Source organism: Solibacillus sp. CAU 1738, from assembly GCF_039888725.1.
GTDB lineage: Bacteria > Bacillota > Bacilli > Bacillales_A > Planococcaceae > Metasolibacillus.
The window spans coordinates 416,158-433,793 of sequence record NZ_JBDQQN010000002.1 but is presented as its reverse complement, the minus strand read 5'-3'; the positions used below and the strand labels follow the sequence as shown (position 1 = coordinate 433,793).

Genomic DNA, 17,636 nt, shown 5'->3' with positions numbered 1-17,636 from the left:
CAATAGTTTAAGAAAGGAGTAGTCATTGATTATGGCCATAACAAAAGCAGACATTCAACCTCAAAAGAATCCGCCTATACGGTCGCGCCTAGGAGCGGAAAATGTTACTACTCAATACGATCATAGGGTGATTTCCCAAAATCTCTCGATTGAGATACCTGACAAATCCTTTACGGTTATTATCGGACCTAATGCATGTGGGAAATCTACCCTTTTACGCACCCTTTCCAATTTAATTAAACCTTCAGCAGGTCATGTGCTATTAGACGGAAAAAAAATTAGCACATACAAAACAAAGATAGTGGCGAAAAAGCTTGGTCTTCTACCACAAACATCAACTGCTCCTGATGGAATAACCGTCGCCAATTTGGTGGCACATGGCCGTTATCCATATCAAAACCTTATTCAGCAATGGACTGAGGCAGACGAACAAGCCGTTATGACCGCGATGGAGCTGACCAATACAGCCGAGCTTGCCAACCGCTTTGTAGATGAACTTTCTGGTGGTCAACGCCAACGAGTCTGGGTTGCGATGGTACTTGCCCAACAAACCCCATTACTTCTTTTGGATGAACCGACTACTTACTTAGATATTGCACACCAAATTGAGTTGCTCGAATTATTTACAGATCTCTATGAACAAGGAAATACATTAGTAGCAGTTCTACATGATTTAAATCATGCTGCCCGTTATGCTACCCATTTAGTTACTATGAAGGCAGGCAAGGTTATCGCTCAAGGTGCCCCATCCGACATCGTCACCGAAGAACTCATCGAAGAAGTTTTCGGTCTAAAGTGCAAGGTCATCCCAGATCCAATCGCCCATACACCGCTTATCATCCCACTTGGTAGAGATCGCTCCAAACCGTTATGAGAGAGTTGAAACACCGTTAACCAATCTTTTCTATGAAACCTAACTCAACAATAAAACTAAACCCACTCGTTTTGATCAATCTTTTTTCAAAACGAGTGGGTTTCTTTGAAAACTTGCCGATGTATTGACTTCGAGTTACTCGAAGGTGATATACTGCGATAATAACGAGGGAGGGCTCATAGTGAAAAATATATTCGAAGAAACGAAGAATCAAAACGAGACGTCTGTTATTGTTGGTGCCTCACTTTCAGGGTTGATGGCGGGAATTGCACTTGCACAAGAAGGTGTACACGTAACTATTGTAGAGAAAGTCGGAGAGGATAGACAAGGTGGTTCGGGGCTACGAGTAAATGGTGGTACATTTGGTCAATCCAAAACGGAAAAGCTGCTTAAACAACTCGTTTCGGGTGGGAAGAGTTCTGTCCAACTTTGGTCTGCGATTGAGTCTCGTTTACGCGCAGAAGCGAAAAGGGATGAAAAAATTAATTTGCTTTATAATACGAGAGTTGTAGAACTAAATCAAGATGATGAAGCTGCTTGGATTGTAACGGATCAAGGAAAGACGATTCGTGGTAACATTTTGATTGGTGCTGATGGATATAACAGTCAGGTGCGTAAGTATATTGCACCACATAAGCCGCACGCCACATACGCGGGATACATGGGGTGGATTGCTTCCATGAGCGAGGATGATTTACCAGAACATCTTCGTCCAGGCTATATCTATGATGGACAAGCGGTGGAAATGTTTGATAGCTTCGATGGCTTTAAATTCGGTTCCATTATTGAAAGAGAGGAAGGTTCTTTGGAAAGCCGCCGAATTGGATGTACATGGTACGACAATAAGCGAAGTGATATGCTGCGCCGCCTTGGGAGCGTAGAGGGGATGGTTGTGCGCCATTCATTAAACGGTGCGGATATTCCTGAACAGACGTTAAATGAATTAGCGGAACAAGCTTCATATTGGCCCGAGCCATGGCGGTCCGCGGCGTTGTATGCGATACAAACACGCACGCTTATAGGAATCCCAATTAAAGAATATGTTCCGGACCAACTTGTGAAAGGACGAATGGCGCTTGTTGGAGATGCGGCACATGTACCAGCTCCCGTCACAGCTAGCGGATTTAACGAATCGTTGCAAGATGCTGTGGCATTAGGAAAATGTGTGGCAAGGGGAATACAAGGACAAATGGCCATTCAAGCGCTGGAGAAGTACGAGTCTCTCCGTTTAGATAAAGTACGTCAAATGGTTCTATCTGGACAATTTTATAGTCGGTCATTTGGTCGCCCATAAAAAGGAGGAAAACGATGTACACTGTGAAAGAAGTGGCTGCAATGCTTGATATGACTGATCACACGGTACGCTACTATACGGATCAGGGATTAGTTCCGAATTTGAGACGAGACGGTCATAATAATCGTCTATTTGATGAGGCATCGGTCAATTGGCTTTTGTGTGTGAAACATTTAAGGCATTGCGGTATGCCAATCGATGATATAAAAACGTATATTGGCCTTTGTCAAGAAGGTGATTCCACGGTCAAGGAGCGCTATGAGATTATGCGCAGACAACATGCTGTTGCGCGAGCCCAATTGGAGGAAGCTAAACTACGACTCGCCTATATTGAAGAAAAAGTAGGTAATTATCTTGGCATCATGAATGATACGGAGGACGACATTAAGCATAGAACGTTAATTCCCAGTGAACCCTTATACTAATGTTAAGTAAGAGGTACTAGGTTCAACGCGGACCTGGTACCATTACAATCCAGTCCCGGTGGCAACCATTCTTTTGCAAATGCACTGAACGATTGGTTTGTTTCTTCTAAATACACTGCTTGGTTTAAGTCATTAATGAGATTTGCAGCAGCTGTTTGAGTTTCTTCCTTAGTCGTAAAACGGCTCTTACCTTGGTTTTCCTTTTTCTAGTTCCTCCTCGTCATTTATATTCTCACGATTATTAATAATACTCTATGAGCGGGATGCACTTAATAACGGTAATATTACCTCGTTTGACATAATAACCCATTTTAGATTATAGTTAGCAAGCTAATTATTTTAAGTTAGGAATGATAAATATGGTAAAAGAGGACATTCGTATTTTGTTCATAAGGACTTCAGCAAAAATGAGAAAGGATTATGCGGATTCGCTAAGATCGATAGACATTTATGTAGGTCAAGATCATTTGTTATGGCAATTATGGAATCAAGATGGCGTAACGCAAAGCGAGTTGTGTGAACGCATGGGCTGTGAACCACCAACACTAACGAATATGGTGAAAAAGTTGGAATCATATGGTCTGTTAACAAGAAAGAAAGATGCTTTAGATGCAAGAGTGACGCGGGTTTTTTTAACTGAAGAAGGTCGTCAAATTAGAGGTCCAATCGATGAAATTTGGGCAAAGCATCAGGACAAAATGTTAAAGGGTATAAACTTGGAGGAGCAATTAATACTCAAACGTCTATTACAACAGATTGATGTCAATTTAAGCGAATAATGATCTTATATCTTCTGATTTTTCTATTCTACATAATTAGTTAGCATACTAAATAAATTTATATAGTGTAATTGAAAGGGAGTTAAAAATCATTGAATAATCACCAACAAAAGGATATGAAGACAGGTCCTATATTAACAGTATTACTAGTAGGCGCAATAGCAGCGATATTAAATCAAACTGTATTAAATGTTGCACTGCCTACCTTAACTACGGAATTGAATGTATTTACTTCAACAGCACAGTGGTTAATAACTTTATACATGCTAGTAAATGGTGTCTCAATTCCAGTTACAGCCTTTCTAATGGCTCGTTTTTCAACACGTCAGCTTTTTTTTACTGCTATGATTGTATTTTCTTTAGGGACAGTGTTATGTGGATTTGCACCAAACTTTACTGTTCTATTAATTGGTCGTGTTGTACAAGCTCTTGGAGCGGGGATTGTGATGCCACTATTAATTAATGTCGTATTTACATTATTTCCAATTGAAAAGCGCGGTGCAGCAATGGGGATTGTTGGAGTTGCTATTATGTTCGCGCCAGCAGTTGGGCCAACGCTATCGGGTTTATTAATTACAACATTCTCTTGGCGTTATATCTTTTTTGCCATTTTGCCATTTTCAATTACAGCATTAATCGCTTCCTTCTTTGTACTAAAAAATGTTTCAGAACCGCGTGCTGCTAAGCTAGATGTTTTAGGGGTTATTGCATCAACGCTTGGTTTTGGTGGGATATTGTATGGTTTTGGGATTGCTGGAAAGGCAGGGTGGGGAAGTGCAACTGTTATTACAACGTTAACAATTGGGGTAATTTCACTTACTCTATTTGCTATTCGTCAGTTTAAAACAGATCACCCATTAATCAATTTAAGAATTTTTAAGTCTCGTGAATATACATATTCAATTATTATTACTTTCTTTGTAAATTGTGTTTCGTATGCTGGGATGATTTTAATACCTATTTATTTACAAACGAATCGCGGATTAACTGCATTGGAGTCGGGACTCTTCTTATTGCCGGGTAGTATTGCGATGGCCATTATGTCACCAATCGCTGGTAAAATGTTTGACCGTTACGGTATTAAATGGTTAGGAATTATCGGTACGTTTTTACTTGTAGTAACGACAGCGTATTATACGAATTTAACATATTCTACAGGAATAATATTATTATCATTGATTTACGTAATTCGTTCTTTAGGTCTTACATTTTTAACGATGCCAATGTCAACAGCAGGATTAAATGCATTACCGGCAAAGTTATATGGTGACGGTACAGCAATGCAAAACACAATTCTAGCTATTTCAGGTGCAATTGGAACAGCAGTCATGACGACAATTATGACAATGCAGACAAGTTCGTTTATAAATGATGCTGTAATTACTACAGGTGGAAAACCTGATGCGAAACAACTGGATGTAATTACTGCGGATGGCTTGTTACATGGAATTAACAGTGCCTTTGTAGGGGCTACAGTATTTGGTGTAATTGCTTTAATTATTATGTTTTTATTAGCTATTTCCATTAATAAAAGGAAGAAAACAACTGTAATGGAAACGTAACCCGATCCGAATTAAAAACTACTCTGAAAAACAGTTTTTTACCGTACATGAAATTCATATATATAAGGTAAAAGCTTATAGGAGTAGAAATCAATGGACAAACAAAATAGCAAATACAGATGGATTGTATTTGCTGCTGTATTGTTTACTTATTTGTTAATGGCGAGCCAACGAACAGCTCCAGGATTAATTACAGATCAATTGATGAAGGACTTTAGTGTAACAGCATCAACGATTGGGTTATTGACGAGTATACAATTTTTTGTGTATACGAGTTTACAAATTCCGATGGGGATATTAGCCGATCGTTTTGGGCCAAACTTTTTTCTAATTATTGGTGCCACACTTACAGGTTTAGGTACAATCATTTATAGTCTAGGTACACATGAATTTGTGTTGTTTTTTGCCAGAATACTTACTGGGATAGGGGACGCTACTATATGGGTTAATATGGTGCTAATTTTAGCTCAATGGTTCCATAAAAAGGAGTTTGTTCGATTGATTGGCTTGGCAGGCATGACGGGAAGTCTAGGTTTCCTATTGGCGACAGTCCCTTTCTCCTCATGGATACTTTTACTTGGTTGGAGAGCAGCATTTTTCTCAGCGGGACTATTATTATGTTTATGTGGCTTCCTCCTTTATTTTGTACTCGTAAAAAAAACGAAGCACATCTTTTTGAATGAACCGCTAGTTGTAACTGTAGAAGTACAACGTGAAAAAACATCAGTTTTACTAAGAAGAATATTTTCAAATCGGCAAGCATGGGCTCTATTCTTTTGTCATTTTGGAGTAGTCGGCGGTTATGTAGGGTTTATCAGTTCTTGGGCAGTACCATATGGAATGAATATGTATGAAATGACACGCTCAGATGCAAGCCAGCTAATTATGATCGGTCTTATCGGGGCACTTATTGGGGCTCCTCTAACTAGTTGGATTTCAAGTCGATTAGAAACAATAAAAAGGCCATATATTATCGTTCATATTACTGTTTTAATCGGTTGGTTTTCATTCCTTTTATTTAATGGGCTTCCGTCATTTTTCTTGCTAGTTATACTTTTCTTTATTATTGGCTTTGGATATGGGGCTAGTGCATTAACCTTTGCAGCAGTACGCCAATCTTTCCCTTTAAAAGAATCGGGCATTGTTTCTGGGTTTGCTAATACGGGTGGATTTCTAAGTGCTGTATTGTTGCCAATCATTTTTGGATATGTATTGGATCATTTTCAATCTACTTCAGGTAATCAAGTTGATGGCTACTACTATAGTTTCTTCACGCCATTTATTTTCTCTATTATTGGCTTGATTGGAGTGGTTTTTTATAAGGAAAAGCGCTATGGAACAGTGCATAAAACAAATAAATAATCGCATATCTAAATTTTCGCAAAGAGAGAATTCTTTATATATATCGTTTATATGAAAAAAACTTATTTGAAATAAAAATCAAATAAGTTTTTTTGCGTGAGTAAACCTTAAGTTGACTTAATCAACAAAAGTAAACGATGTTTCGCTCGATTGTGATAATTACATTCCTTATAATGGAAGCAAGAGGGAGTGGTTCGATGCATCATTTACAGTTTTCAATGAATTTTGCACTAAGACGAAAAGAAATGGGCGTAACACAAGAACAAGTAGCACAATACATTGGGGTATCAAAAGCGGCAGTATCCAAATGGGAAAAGGGCTTAAGCTACCCAGATATTACATTATTACCGAAGCTTGCAACATATTTTAATTTATCGATTGACGCATTGTTAGGCTATGAACCACAAATGACGAAGGAGCATATTCAAAAAACGTATGCTGAACTAGCTAAAAAATTTAGCGAAAAATCATTTAGTGAAGTACAAACAGAAATTGAAGCTTTATTAGCGGAATATTATGCATGTTTCCCGTTCGTATTAACAATAGCACAGCTATATTTGAATTATGTAAAGCAATCCGAGCATCAGCAAGAAGTGTTGAATCGTGTGCTCGAGTTATGCGAAAGAGTGATTGTACAAAGTAATGATTACAGACTAATGCATGAAGCAGAACTATTGAAGGCTTATGTAATGTTGCTACAAGGGAAACCAGAGGAAGTGCTCAATATACTTGGCGAGGAAATAAAAATCCAGTACGGAGCAGAACAACTTATCGCAACAGCACTTTCGATGCTTGGAAAAATTGATAAATCAAAAGAAACATTACAAGTAGGCATGTATCAGCATATGCTTGGAACGATTTCAAACGCGACTGAAACATTGCAATTTGAAACAAGCAATTCAGAATATTTCGATAAAACGGTACATCGAATTGAAGCGATGCTTTCTTTGTTTAATATTTCACAATTGAATATTAATGCTTCACTAGTATTTTATTTAAAAGCAGCAGCGGGCTATATGATGCAGCAAAGAGAAGATGATGCACTTAACATGCTAGAAAAATATTGCAAAGTGTGCGATAGTTTGAATTTTCCACTGAAATTAAGTGGAGATGACTATTTTTATTTACTCGATGAGTGGATTGCGCGTGATATTAATTTAGGTGCTCAAGCTCCACGTGATGATGTATCTATTAAACGTGAAATATTATCGAGTATTTCAGAGCAACCAATATTTGCAAGTTTGCAACAAAACAGTAAGTTTAAAGCGCTATTAAATAATTTAGCGCATCGTCTACAATTAAAGGAGGAGTAGTATGAACAGCTTAGAGCAAATTCCATGGGCACTAATTGCACCCATTTTAGTCGTCCAATTTATTTTAATGGTCGTTGCACTCATTGATTTAAAAAGAATTCATGCAACAAATGGTCCAAAATGGCTTTGGGTTATTTTAATAATAATGGGCAGCTTGTTCGGTTCGATTGCTTATTTCATAGTAGGGAGACGTAATGTATGAGTTTACTTAATGTTGAGCATTTAACGAAAAGTTTTACAGGTAAAACAGTTGTAGATGATGTTAGTTTTACGATTGAACCATATTCGGCTACTGCACTAATCGGACCAAATGGAGCAGGAAAAACGACAACAATGTCTATGATTACGGGGCTCTTGAAGCAAACAAGTGGTACTGTGAAACTTACAGGTGAAAGGGATATTCGAGCTAGCATTGGCTTTTTACCGCAGTATCCTCAGTTTTTCCCTTGGCTCACAGCACTAGAATACGTAGAAATGGCAGCTAAACTGAGTGGGGTCACTACTAAAAATGTACGTGAAAGAAGTATAAAAACACTTGAATATGTAGGGCTTGGTAATGCACTTCATAAAAAAACCTCCACTTTTTCTGGCGGTATGAAGCAGCGTCTCGGTATTGCCCAGGCAATAGTGCATGAACCAAAGCTTTTATTACTAGATGAACCGGTATCAGCACTCGACCCTATAGGACGATTAGAAGTTATGAATTTACTAAAAGAACTACAGCAACAAACAACGATTTTATATTCAACACACATTTTGCATGATGCAGAAAAAATGACCGATCAAGTATTATTTTTAAAGGAAGGTCAGCTTGTAGAACAGGGTTCACTGACAGCGATTCAACAAAAATATGCCGATCCAAAATATTGCGTACAATTTGCTTCCGAGCAGGCGGCTATGGTCTTTGCATCAAAAATGAAAGTGCAAAGGGATGGCTTAGCTGTCTATTTGCCTGTTGATCGATCCATGCAAGAAATACTTCAACTACTAGCGCAAGAGCAAGCAGAAATAATAAAAGTTGAGCGTATTACAGCAAGCTTAGACGAAATTTTCATGAAGGTGGCGGGTAAACTTGACACAATTTAATGTTTTATTAATAAAGGAATTTTTAGAGTGTTGGCGCAGCTTTAAGTTATTATGGATTCCACTAGTATTCGTCTTTCTAGGTGTCAGTGATCCACTATTAAACTATTATTTAGAAGATATTTTAGCCGCTGTCGGTAATATGCCTGAAGGTTTTCAAATGATGTTTCCAGAGCTGAAACCAGCTGATTTATTATTAGCCTCTACGGGACAATTTCAATTAATCGGATTAATCGTCCTCGTTAGCGCATTTATTGGCTCAATAAGTCGCGAAAGGGCAAATGGTACAGCAACATTAATGTATGTACGTCCAGTTTCAGCAACGGCAATGTTTATGAGTAAATGGATAATGGCTTCTGTAGTAGGAATTGTTAGCGCGACTCTTGGTTATGCAGGGAGTATGTATTACACATCTATACTATATGGCTCTGTTGCTGTTAGTGATTTTCTAGCCATGTTATGTACATATTTTGTATGGATCATATTTGTAATGGCAATCACCGTTTCAATGAGCGCGGCATTTCATACAGGGGTTGCAGCAGCAATCGCAATTATTATCTTACCAATCGGACTTTTAATTGATCAAGTGATTGGAAGCTTTTGGGCGTGGACACCTTGGAAACTTGCTAACTATGGTGTTGAATTTGTAGCTGGTACAGTGGATACTGGTGATTACCGTGCGACACTCATAATTACATTAGTATTAATCGTGATGTTTATGCTATTTGGCATTTGGTCGACTAAACGTAATTGGCAGCTGACGAAGGTGTAAGAAGATTGATTTTTTAACTTTGAGAAGATATCTATTCTAAAAGAAAAAGGGAATCCAGAATTTTTATGATTCGGGCTCCCTTTTTGTGTTTATGAATTTATTTTTATACGGATGCATGTCTAGTCACAGAAGTCGCTGTTAGAACGAGCGAAGCAGCTGATACAAACGCGAAAGCCACTGTTAAAACTCGATAACCCTCTCAAAATAATGCAATGCTTAATACTAATTAGTCCATCAACTAGTTTTCATATGCTGGTTAATAAATGTTCATCCTACCTATCTATTTTTTGTACTATTTTTGTAATCAATCCAAAAGAAAATACAGGAAAGTATAAGTAAGATGATTGGAAAAATAAAGAGATCTGAATCGTATTTTATTGAATGTCCCATCTTAAGTCCAATCAAATATAGAAAGAACCAAAAGAAACACATAAAGAGATTGTTCCAGCAATACTTTTCACTTTTAAATCCCCCTTTTCCCAATACTATAACTTATATCCTAATTATTGTAAAATTAAGTTTAGAAGGAGATTTGTCATTAGTTTATTCGTTTAACAATCATTAATAGTGATAAATATTTAACTTTTGACCTGATTCAACTGTATCTGATCGTAACTGATTCCATTGTTTAATAGATGTTACTTTAACATCATAGGCTTGGGCAATTTGGTGAAGTGAGTCACCATCAGAAACTGTTATCGTAGTTTTATCTTTAACAGGTTGATCGTATTGTTGTAAATCGTACTCGATAATAAGTTGATTAAGCTTTTCATTATATTTTGAATCTGTAGCATATGTGCCAGTTAAGTGTTTTGTTGCATCGGCATAAGAATTTGAGTTACTTTTAAAGGCTCCTTTATATATATCCTTGTTCCACGACACACCGTTGCGCAGTAAACGAACGTAGTCTTCCATTGAGTCTTTATAGGAAGGGTATTTGCGGAATTCTGCCTGAATCGTTGACATATTGCCTGCACCATCATCTTCAGAAGTGGCAAATGTTGCGGAGTTGTTTTTATACTTACCTTTCATACCAAATAAATTATTATATGGTGATGAACCAAGTCCACTTTGCCCATAATTACTTTCTAAAATGGCTTGTGCAATCATAACAGAAGCATATAAATCATTGTCAGCACTAAGCTGTCGCGCAGTTTCAGCGATTTCACCAATGAACTCTTCAACACTAGGATTCTCTTCAATATATTGAGGTTCGGGGATTGCTGTTTGCGTAGATATAGTATTAATAAGCACTATACCTAAAGAACCTAATATGCTTAAAACGACTACGATAATTAAGATACTTTGTAGTTGCTTTTTTAAGGACTTCATATTAATTAGATGTTGTGCTTTTGCAACATCTGCCTCCTTCCTCGTCGATGAAAAAAGTTACTATTTTTCTTTTAAGTATATACTGAATAGAACGAGGGTGGAAGTGAAATAGTTTCATATTTACTAGTGAAATAAACTACTTTCAGTAATAAAGGCAGCTATTTTGCTAGATATTATTTTAATAAGTCATTTAACAAACTGAAGTTCCTCTTCTTTTATCATATAAGACAATTATTAAAACTACTCTTTTTTTTCATTACAATAAGTAGTAAACGATAAATATATACAAGTAAAAATTGATTAATAAATACTTTTAGTACTGCTGATTTTTCATATTGCGTGAAAGGGTCCGAAATTTTGGGGAAGTGAAAAAAATGGACCACTAAAAATATCGCTTTAATTTCTTTCAAAGTTACTTTACAAGTCCAGAAACCTTTTGCTGAATTTTCGAAACATTATGTAAAACAAAACGTATTACATATATATAGGTTTTTGGATAATAACGCACTATTGAGTAAATGATGAAATGCGTAAAAAAGCAGTTATTGGATTTATGGGCATTGTTTTAAATTAGTTGAATCCCACACGGAAAAGGAGGAGATTTATGCCACATCCAGTAGTATTAATTGAATTCTTGCTATTTGGAGGAATGCTGTTTGGCCTAGTTGTTTTATCAATAGTTCTTACAGGAAAATGGCGGAAAATAATACATACTTCAGCGATAGTACTTGTCATAGGCTGTGCGATTCTTTATTTTGTGCGTCCTTATTGGGTGGCAAATGTGCAGGAGAAGAAAAAAGCGATTGTGCAAATACATTTAGAGCAGCTTTATCCAAATGAAGTATGGGATATTCGCACAATTCCGTATCGTCAGGAAGGGTATGAAAATCGCAACCCATATTTTGTAGAAGTAATCTTTCGTAATGAGCCGTACATCAAGTATGACTATTTTGTGCTAGATAGTGGTCAAGTGACACAATCCGGTTACTCTTATTTAAATCATATGCTAAATCCGAAACATTGGGAGCATTAGGAACAATAAAATGGTTACTAAAAGTAAATGTATATAGAAGAAAACTGGGGGTGCTAGGCGTGCGCATGCTTAGAATTGGGTGTGTGGCGTTTACAGTTATTATTTTAATAATAGTTATAGGCTTTGCTACATATATGAAATTCGGCTTGCCTTGGAATTATATCGAACAAAAAGCTTTATTAGAGCAAGCTGCCGAAGAAAAATACGGATTAGATTTTACAATGGACAGAGTTGTGTTTGCGCTTGGACATGGCGGTGAATACTACGGCTATTTAGCAGACGATAATGATGTACGTTTTTACGTTGGTTTTGAGGAAGGTAGATTTGTCGATTCCTACCCGATGGAGAAATGGGCTGCAGAGATCTCAGATGAACTAGTTCCAATAATACGCGCTCATTTTCCAGAGGCACAATTGGTTGTAGCCAATGTTGCATCTAACCAATATTTAAAAGATGTTGGACATGAAATTCCAAGCTATAAAGAAACCGTATCTGTTGAGGTAGGTGCGACTTTAAAAGATGTGGTTGTAACTGATGTCGAAGCCGAGCTAGACCGAATTTGGTTGATGCTTAAAGCAGTAGAAGCAACAGGAGCAAAAGTAGGTATTATTAGCATAAACTTTGCTAATAAAACATTACAGCATCGGGGTATGCGCATTGTGTGCCGTGAAGAACTAGATGGCTTATTAAAAGATTATCAATAAAGGAGCTAGTGTATGAGCAAGAAATTTAAAGTGATACTAGCGATTGTTATTGTGGCGCTTATCGCAAGTCGGTGGTATTGGGAAGCACAGCAACTTGAACAGCCAATTATTGTGGAGTCGCGTGTTGATTTAGATAAGCGTAGAATTGATGTTTCATATATTGTTAATAGTCAAGACCAAACGACATTGCAGATGGTTGAAATAGGTAATGAGTCTTTCTATCCAAACAATTCGTTCGCGACATTTATGTGGGATGATACTAGCGCTTACTCCAATGTTCAAGAATATACTTATTACGCAATTCGTCATGAAGAAATATTATTAGATGAAAGGCAACACGCTTATTTATTAGAAAATAAACATTTACTCGACAAAGGTATTGTTATTTTCAATCATTATTCTCCAATTACAATAACACCAACGATTTTAAATGAAACTTTACTTCGTACGGATTACTTTAAGGACTCTCTTAAAGTAGATGGTCATACAAATTTCCGCTTTCTATTAAATACGACTACAGAACTTACAATTGAAAATATAGAAGTAATTCACCCAACAGCAACATATCAAGTGTTTTACATGGACGAAGTGGCAAAATACCCATTTATTATGGAAGAAGGCGCAACGCTTGAAATCCATTTTGAACAATCTTATGCGTTTTCAACATATGGCTTTTTAGATGTCATTGTGCGCGGAACACGAAATGGACAAAAATTTGAAGAGCGCTTCTCACCAAACTTTCACGGTATAGCACCTGAAAAGGCAATTCGAGCGTATGTGAAGGAGGCATTGCAATGAAGATAAGTGAAGTGTTTCGAAATACCTTTATTGGGCACCTTTTTATCTTTTTAGATATAAATATTATCGGCGTCGATATACTACCAGATGCGCTTGGTTGGTTTATTATTGGGGGTGCGTTTGTCGAAGCTGAAAAAGTAACGAATCCCCAAATGGCGAAACGACTGGCGATAATGATCGGTGTTTTGTCGTTACCATTTACTTTATTAAGTGTGCAACAAATGATTCAAACATCGATTTATGTCGAGCTATTACATACAACAATGCTAGTTGTAAGTGTAGTGTTTTATTATTTCTTTTTTTCCGTTTGTTTAGACATTGCGAAGCTATATAAGCAAGAGAGTAACGTAAGGCAAATGAAATATATATTTTTACCAATGCAAATTATCAATCTATTGAGTTTGGCAATATTAATTCATTTACCATTAGTTTATCGAGTAGTAGGGGTGGCTTTTACTTTGGTAGGCTTAATCGTATTTATTATGTTTATCGTATTTTTATGGCAAATGAAAAACCGTACAAGTGGACCGATTTTTGATGAGGAGATTTAAAGAGGAGGTAGGGATTATCATGTTTAATTTTATCGATGATTTAGTAGAAGTATTATCTACATTTATCAAACCATTTCTTTATATTCTCGTAAGTGTTTTGATAGTGGGCATCCCGCTATTCCTAGTAGCTAAATTTTTTGATGTACTAACAGCTTGGTTTTATTAATACTTTTGGAGGATATTAAATGCTATGAAATACATCGAGTTCGGTTTGGGAAATAAGTGGCTTCTTCGCACCGAAACAAAGCTAGCAGATGGATCTGAAGTCGAGGAAAAAGGAATTGTCGGTCCAATTCGCTTTCAATCTTGTTACTTTCGAGTTTGGATTAAAAAAACAGTACTCATTTTAGATTCGAAGCATAGATGATTTCTAATAATAACCCATTTTCATAATAAGGAGTGTTCAAAAATATATAAATTAATTGTTCAACTACTAGCCGTAACATTGTTTTTTATTGTGTCTGCTGCCATTGCTCTATATGAAGGAAGTGCACTTGTAAATAAACCATGGGAATGGCGATACTCTACTCCCTTCTCAAAATTCTTTGGCATAGAAATACAACAAGGTTCCGATATATTATTGTTAGACTATTTTGTGTATGCCTTAAAATTCCAACCATTGTTCCCGCTTATTATGGTGTTGTGTGTGATATATGCATTGATTTTATTAGGATTTATACTGTTCAAAAATATATCACATGTTATTCCAATTTATTTTGGCTCACTTGGGTTGATTGCGATTGTTTTCTCCCTATTTTTACTTGGCGCATCTACAACTGGCGGAAACTATATGTTTTATCTATTAGTCACGGCAGGGGTTTTACTTCTTGTATTCGCCCTCTATAGCAGATTTACAAATAGGAATAGTGTGAAAGAATCTACGTAGACTATTATTAGCGAACACATACTAATTAATATGGAAAATAAAAATGACCAAATGAATTTTTCTTACAGAAGTTTGTGCTTATTAATGATAAAAAAACAGCAGTCGTGGCTTTTAAAGTCCGCAAGATAGTGACAGCCATTTGAGCATACTTTGGATTGAAGTTTGCATAGATATACCTTTTATCGCCCCTAGTAAAACCCGATGATTTGGGTTTTATTTTTTTTGAGAATATTTCCAATATTTAGGGTGTGTTTTTGATTGTAATGGTATAATTTGATAAAAGATTGAGGAGCGTGTATATCGTGTCGGAAACAAAGTTTGTTGAACTTCAAAAAGAACTTTTTGGCTTATTTGAACTCGGTAAATATGATGAAGTTCATTCACTAATTGAAAGAGCACAGGTGGAATTTCCCAAAAGACTAGATAAAATAATTTTTTGGAGGGCTTGTGTTTATTCTGTTCAAGGAAACCAAGAAAACGCCATCGCAGCTCTTAAAGAGGGTTTGCAAAAAGGAATATGGTGGAATCCTTTGACATTAACTCGTGACCAAGATTTAAATAACCTCCAAAACATCGAAGAGTTTAAAATAATAGTAAATGAGTGCCGGGGAATTTTGGAAAATCACGAACATATATCTAAACCCCAACTGTTTACTTACGGAAATGATAAATCAAATACAGGATTATTTTCTTTGCATTGGCGGGGTTCTAATGTGAAAGATTTCGCTCCTTATTGGTTTGACAACAGTTTATTTGACGATTTTCTTTTTGCATTTCCGCAATCATCTCAGGTCTTCGGATACAACGCTTATTGCTGGGACAATCAAAATACTGCAGTTGAAGAAATTACGGTATCATTCAGGGATTTCAAAGAAAAATTTAATACAAAACAGGATATTATTGCTGGTGCATCGCAAGGCGGGAAATTAGCGATTGAACTAAGTTTAAGTGGAAATATTCTTGGAACAAAAGGATTTATAGCAGTTATTCCTGCAATTCAGAATGTGGCTTCCTTAGAAAGATTGTTGGTAGGGAATGGAAATAAAATTAAGGGCTGCATTATCACTGGAGATAAGGACCCTTTTTACAATAAAACCGTTGAATTAGTAAAACTTTTTGAGGAAAATGAATTCCAATGCAAATTAATCGTCAAAGAGGGATTGGGCCACTTCTTCCCTGCTGATTTTACTGATTTATTAAAAGAAGCCGTTGAATTCATTCATAAGCCTTTAGAGTAAATATTGGATAACTAAAAAGAGAGTTAGAAATAATTCAAGCTCTTTTCTTGTGAATTTGAATGTGAATTACTCTGCGGAAATTTTGTGATTATTGTTGCTTTTGAACTGTGAATTGATGTTTTGCAGCCCAAAAGTAAACCCGTTAATGGCTTTTAGTGAATTTGTATTTTTCTTTTCTATTTTTAGATAAGATAAATTAACCAAAGGGGAGCTTTTAATTTTTTTGATTGGAATAATTTTGGTAGTCATTGTAATTATAACGAATGCAATTGAAAAAACACTGCGAACTATAGAAAAACAAAACGAAGAAGTAATACGGTTATTAAAAGCGAAGCAGGAGAAGTGAAAAATCTATTTAGTGAAAGTCAGTACAAGATGTTTTTGCCTACTGTTTCTCTTTTATTATTGTATCCTTCCTGTAAATCCAGTATACTTCATTCGAAATCTAAAAGAGAAAAGGATGAGTTAGGTTATGACATTTGAAGAAATTTTACCACGTTTAAAACAAGGCGAAAAAGTGATTCGTCAAGGATGGGGCGGGGCAGAACTGTATGTGAAGCTAGTAGGACAAAGTGAACATGACGGAGAAACATTAAACCCATATCTTTTAATTAATGTTAAAGGTGAAGGTTATACGATGTTTTCACCAACAGTTTGTGATATTTTAGCAGAAGACTGGATCATCGTTTCATAATGTAATGTGAAGGAATGAGTGAGGAACTAAGATGACATTTGAAGAATTTAAAGGACAGACAGTTTTTATAACAGGCGCTAATTCTGGTATTGGGCTTGCTCAAGCAAACGCGTTCTTAAAAAACGGTGCGAATGTATTTGGTTTTGATAAGGATTCGGATAACTTAGACGCACTACACAAAGAGTACGGAGAACGTTTCGCATTTAAAGTCGGAAGTGTTTCCGAGCAGATAGAAGTAAATGCTGCTGTTCAGGAAGCTATAAATACATTCGGTTCTTTGCATATTTTATTAAATACAGCCGGTGTATTAGATAACTTTGCAAAAACATTAGAAACAGATGAACCGCTATGGGACCATATAATGAACACGAATGTGAAAGGTCTCTATTTTGTGACGAATGCAATTTTACCCTATATGCTTAAACAGCAAGCTGGGGTGATTGTTAATATGGCATCAATCGCTGGTCTTGCAGCTGGGGGAGGCGGTGCAGCATATACGGCCTCAAAGCATGCGGTCATTGGCTATACGAAACAGCTCGATTTTGATTATTGCAGAAGTGGTATACGTGCTAATGCGATTGCTCCTGGAGCGATACAAACACCGATGAATCAAGCTGATTTTGATGGAGATGGCGAGATGGCTAAATGGGTAGCGGAGCAAACACCTGCAGGGCGATGGGCACAACCAGAGGAAGTTGCAAATTTAACATTGTATTTGGCAAGTAAAGCAGCAGATTATATTCATGGTACTGTTATGACTATTGATGGCGGTTGGCTTGTAAAATAGTTTTTGATTTGAAAGGCGAATCTGCTATAATACGCAAGTAAGCAAAATTTGAAGGCTTACACTACGGCACTTAAGGTGGGCACGTTGCTCACTCTCCTTTGGTCGTAGTTATGAATAAAATGGGCACCCCATTTTATAAAGGAGGAAAC

The 17,636-nt window shown here is 36.6% G+C and carries 20 protein-coding genes and 1 pseudogene; 20 read left to right on the top strand and 1 reads right to left on the bottom strand.

Annotated features, from left to right (window positions below):
- Positions 1–31 precede the first annotated feature (31 nt).
- The 10 genes from AAFN87_RS07265 (at position 32) to AAFN87_RS07220 (ending at position 9,464) form a co-directional block, all read left to right on the top strand.
- Complete coding sequence (locus tag AAFN87_RS07265; protein WP_347790375.1) at positions 32–874, top strand: ABC transporter ATP-binding protein; 843 nt, start codon at positions 32–34, stop codon at positions 872–874.
- 181 nt (positions 875–1,055) lie between these two features.
- Entirely contained in the window at positions 1,056–2,168 is a 1,113-nt protein-coding gene (locus tag AAFN87_RS07260) for an FAD-dependent oxidoreductase (protein ID WP_347790374.1), read from the top strand.
- Between the two features lie 14 nt (positions 2,169–2,182).
- Complete coding sequence (locus AAFN87_RS07255) at positions 2,183–2,593, top strand: MerR family transcriptional regulator (RefSeq protein ID WP_347790373.1); 411 nt, start codon at positions 2,183–2,185, stop codon at positions 2,591–2,593.
- A gap of 407 nt (positions 2,594–3,000) precedes the next feature.
- Positions 3,001–3,372, top strand: coding sequence for a MarR family winged helix-turn-helix transcriptional regulator (locus AAFN87_RS07250; RefSeq protein ID WP_347790372.1), 372 nt, complete (start codon positions 3,001–3,003; stop codon positions 3,370–3,372).
- 92 nt (positions 3,373–3,464) lie between these two features.
- Positions 3,465–4,934, top strand: coding sequence for a DHA2 family efflux MFS transporter permease subunit (locus AAFN87_RS07245; RefSeq protein WP_347790371.1), 1,470 nt, complete (start codon positions 3,465–3,467; stop codon positions 4,932–4,934).
- 93 nt (positions 4,935–5,027) lie between these two features.
- Positions 5,028–6,296, top strand: a complete 1,269-nt coding sequence (locus AAFN87_RS07240) for an MFS transporter (RefSeq protein ID WP_347790370.1) — start codon at positions 5,028–5,030, stop codon at positions 6,294–6,296.
- 197 nt (positions 6,297–6,493) lie between these two features.
- A complete protein-coding gene (locus AAFN87_RS07235; protein WP_347790369.1) occupies positions 6,494–7,609 on the top strand; it encodes a helix-turn-helix domain-containing protein in 1,116 nt (371 codons plus the stop codon).
- A gap of 1 nt (position 7,610) precedes the next feature.
- Positions 7,611–7,811, top strand: a complete 201-nt coding sequence (locus tag AAFN87_RS07230) for a PLDc N-terminal domain-containing protein (RefSeq protein WP_347790368.1) — start codon at positions 7,611–7,613, stop codon at positions 7,809–7,811.
- A complete protein-coding gene (locus AAFN87_RS07225; protein WP_347790367.1) occupies positions 7,808–8,695 on the top strand; it encodes an ABC transporter ATP-binding protein in 888 nt (295 codons plus the stop codon). The genes AAFN87_RS07230 and AAFN87_RS07225 overlap by 4 nt, the downstream gene beginning before the upstream one ends.
- Positions 8,682–9,464 (top strand): ABC transporter permease subunit, encoded by a 783-nt coding sequence (locus AAFN87_RS07220; protein WP_347790366.1) that lies wholly within the window; start codon positions 8,682–8,684, stop codon positions 9,462–9,464. The genes AAFN87_RS07225 and AAFN87_RS07220 overlap by 14 nt, the downstream gene beginning before the upstream one ends.
- Positions 9,465–10,025: 561 nt before the next feature.
- Here AAFN87_RS07220 and AAFN87_RS07215 read toward each other — a convergent pair.
- Entirely contained in the window at positions 10,026–10,796 is a 771-nt protein-coding gene (locus tag AAFN87_RS07215; RefSeq protein WP_347790365.1) for a glucosaminidase domain-containing protein, read from the bottom strand.
- A gap of 604 nt (positions 10,797–11,400) precedes the next feature.
- Here AAFN87_RS07215 and AAFN87_RS07210 point away from each other — a divergent pair.
- From AAFN87_RS07210 to AAFN87_RS07170, 10 genes and pseudogenes are all read left to right on the top strand, one after another.
- Complete coding sequence (locus tag AAFN87_RS07210) at positions 11,401–11,829, top strand: hypothetical protein (protein WP_347790364.1); 429 nt, start codon at positions 11,401–11,403, stop codon at positions 11,827–11,829.
- A 59-nt stretch (positions 11,830–11,888) separates the two neighbouring features.
- Positions 11,889–12,533, top strand: a complete 645-nt coding sequence (locus tag AAFN87_RS07205; protein ID WP_347790363.1) for a hypothetical protein — start codon at positions 11,889–11,891, stop codon at positions 12,531–12,533.
- A 12-nt stretch (positions 12,534–12,545) separates the two neighbouring features.
- On the top strand, positions 12,546–13,331 hold the full coding sequence (locus AAFN87_RS07200; RefSeq protein WP_347790362.1) for a hypothetical protein: 786 nt from the start codon (positions 12,546–12,548) through the stop codon (positions 13,329–13,331).
- The gene (locus tag AAFN87_RS07195) at positions 13,328–13,882 is read left to right on the top strand and encodes a hypothetical protein (protein WP_347790361.1); all 555 of its coding nucleotides are present in this window, start codon (positions 13,328–13,330) and stop codon (positions 13,880–13,882) included. The genes AAFN87_RS07200 and AAFN87_RS07195 overlap by 4 nt, the downstream gene beginning before the upstream one ends.
- 19 nt (positions 13,883–13,901) lie before the next feature.
- A complete protein-coding gene (locus AAFN87_RS07190) occupies positions 13,902–14,048 on the top strand; it encodes a hypothetical protein (RefSeq protein WP_347790360.1) in 147 nt (48 codons plus the stop codon).
- A 24-nt stretch (positions 14,049–14,072) separates the two neighbouring features.
- Positions 14,073–14,240 (top strand): annotated as a pseudogene (locus tag AAFN87_RS07185) (DUF3977 family protein); the annotation flags it as partial.
- Positions 14,241–14,255: 15 nt separating this feature from the next.
- Entirely contained in the window at positions 14,256–14,768 is a 513-nt protein-coding gene (locus AAFN87_RS20030; protein ID WP_481886466.1) for a DUF4306 domain-containing protein, read from the top strand.
- Between the two features lie 302 nt (positions 14,769–15,070).
- Entirely contained in the window at positions 15,071–16,006 is a 936-nt protein-coding gene (locus tag AAFN87_RS07180; RefSeq protein ID WP_347790359.1) for a DUF3089 domain-containing protein, read from the top strand.
- A gap of 472 nt (positions 16,007–16,478) precedes the next feature.
- Positions 16,479–16,700 carry a DUF2829 domain-containing protein gene (locus AAFN87_RS07175; RefSeq protein WP_347790358.1) on the top strand — a complete coding sequence of 74 codons (222 nt, stop codon included), beginning with the start codon at positions 16,479–16,481 and terminating at the stop codon, positions 16,698–16,700.
- Between the two features lie 31 nt (positions 16,701–16,731).
- Positions 16,732–17,487: a 3-oxoacyl-ACP reductase gene (locus AAFN87_RS07170; protein ID WP_347790357.1), complete on the top strand. Its 756-nt coding sequence runs from the start codon at positions 16,732–16,734 to the stop codon at positions 17,485–17,487.
- Positions 17,488–17,636: the final 149 nt, after the last annotated feature.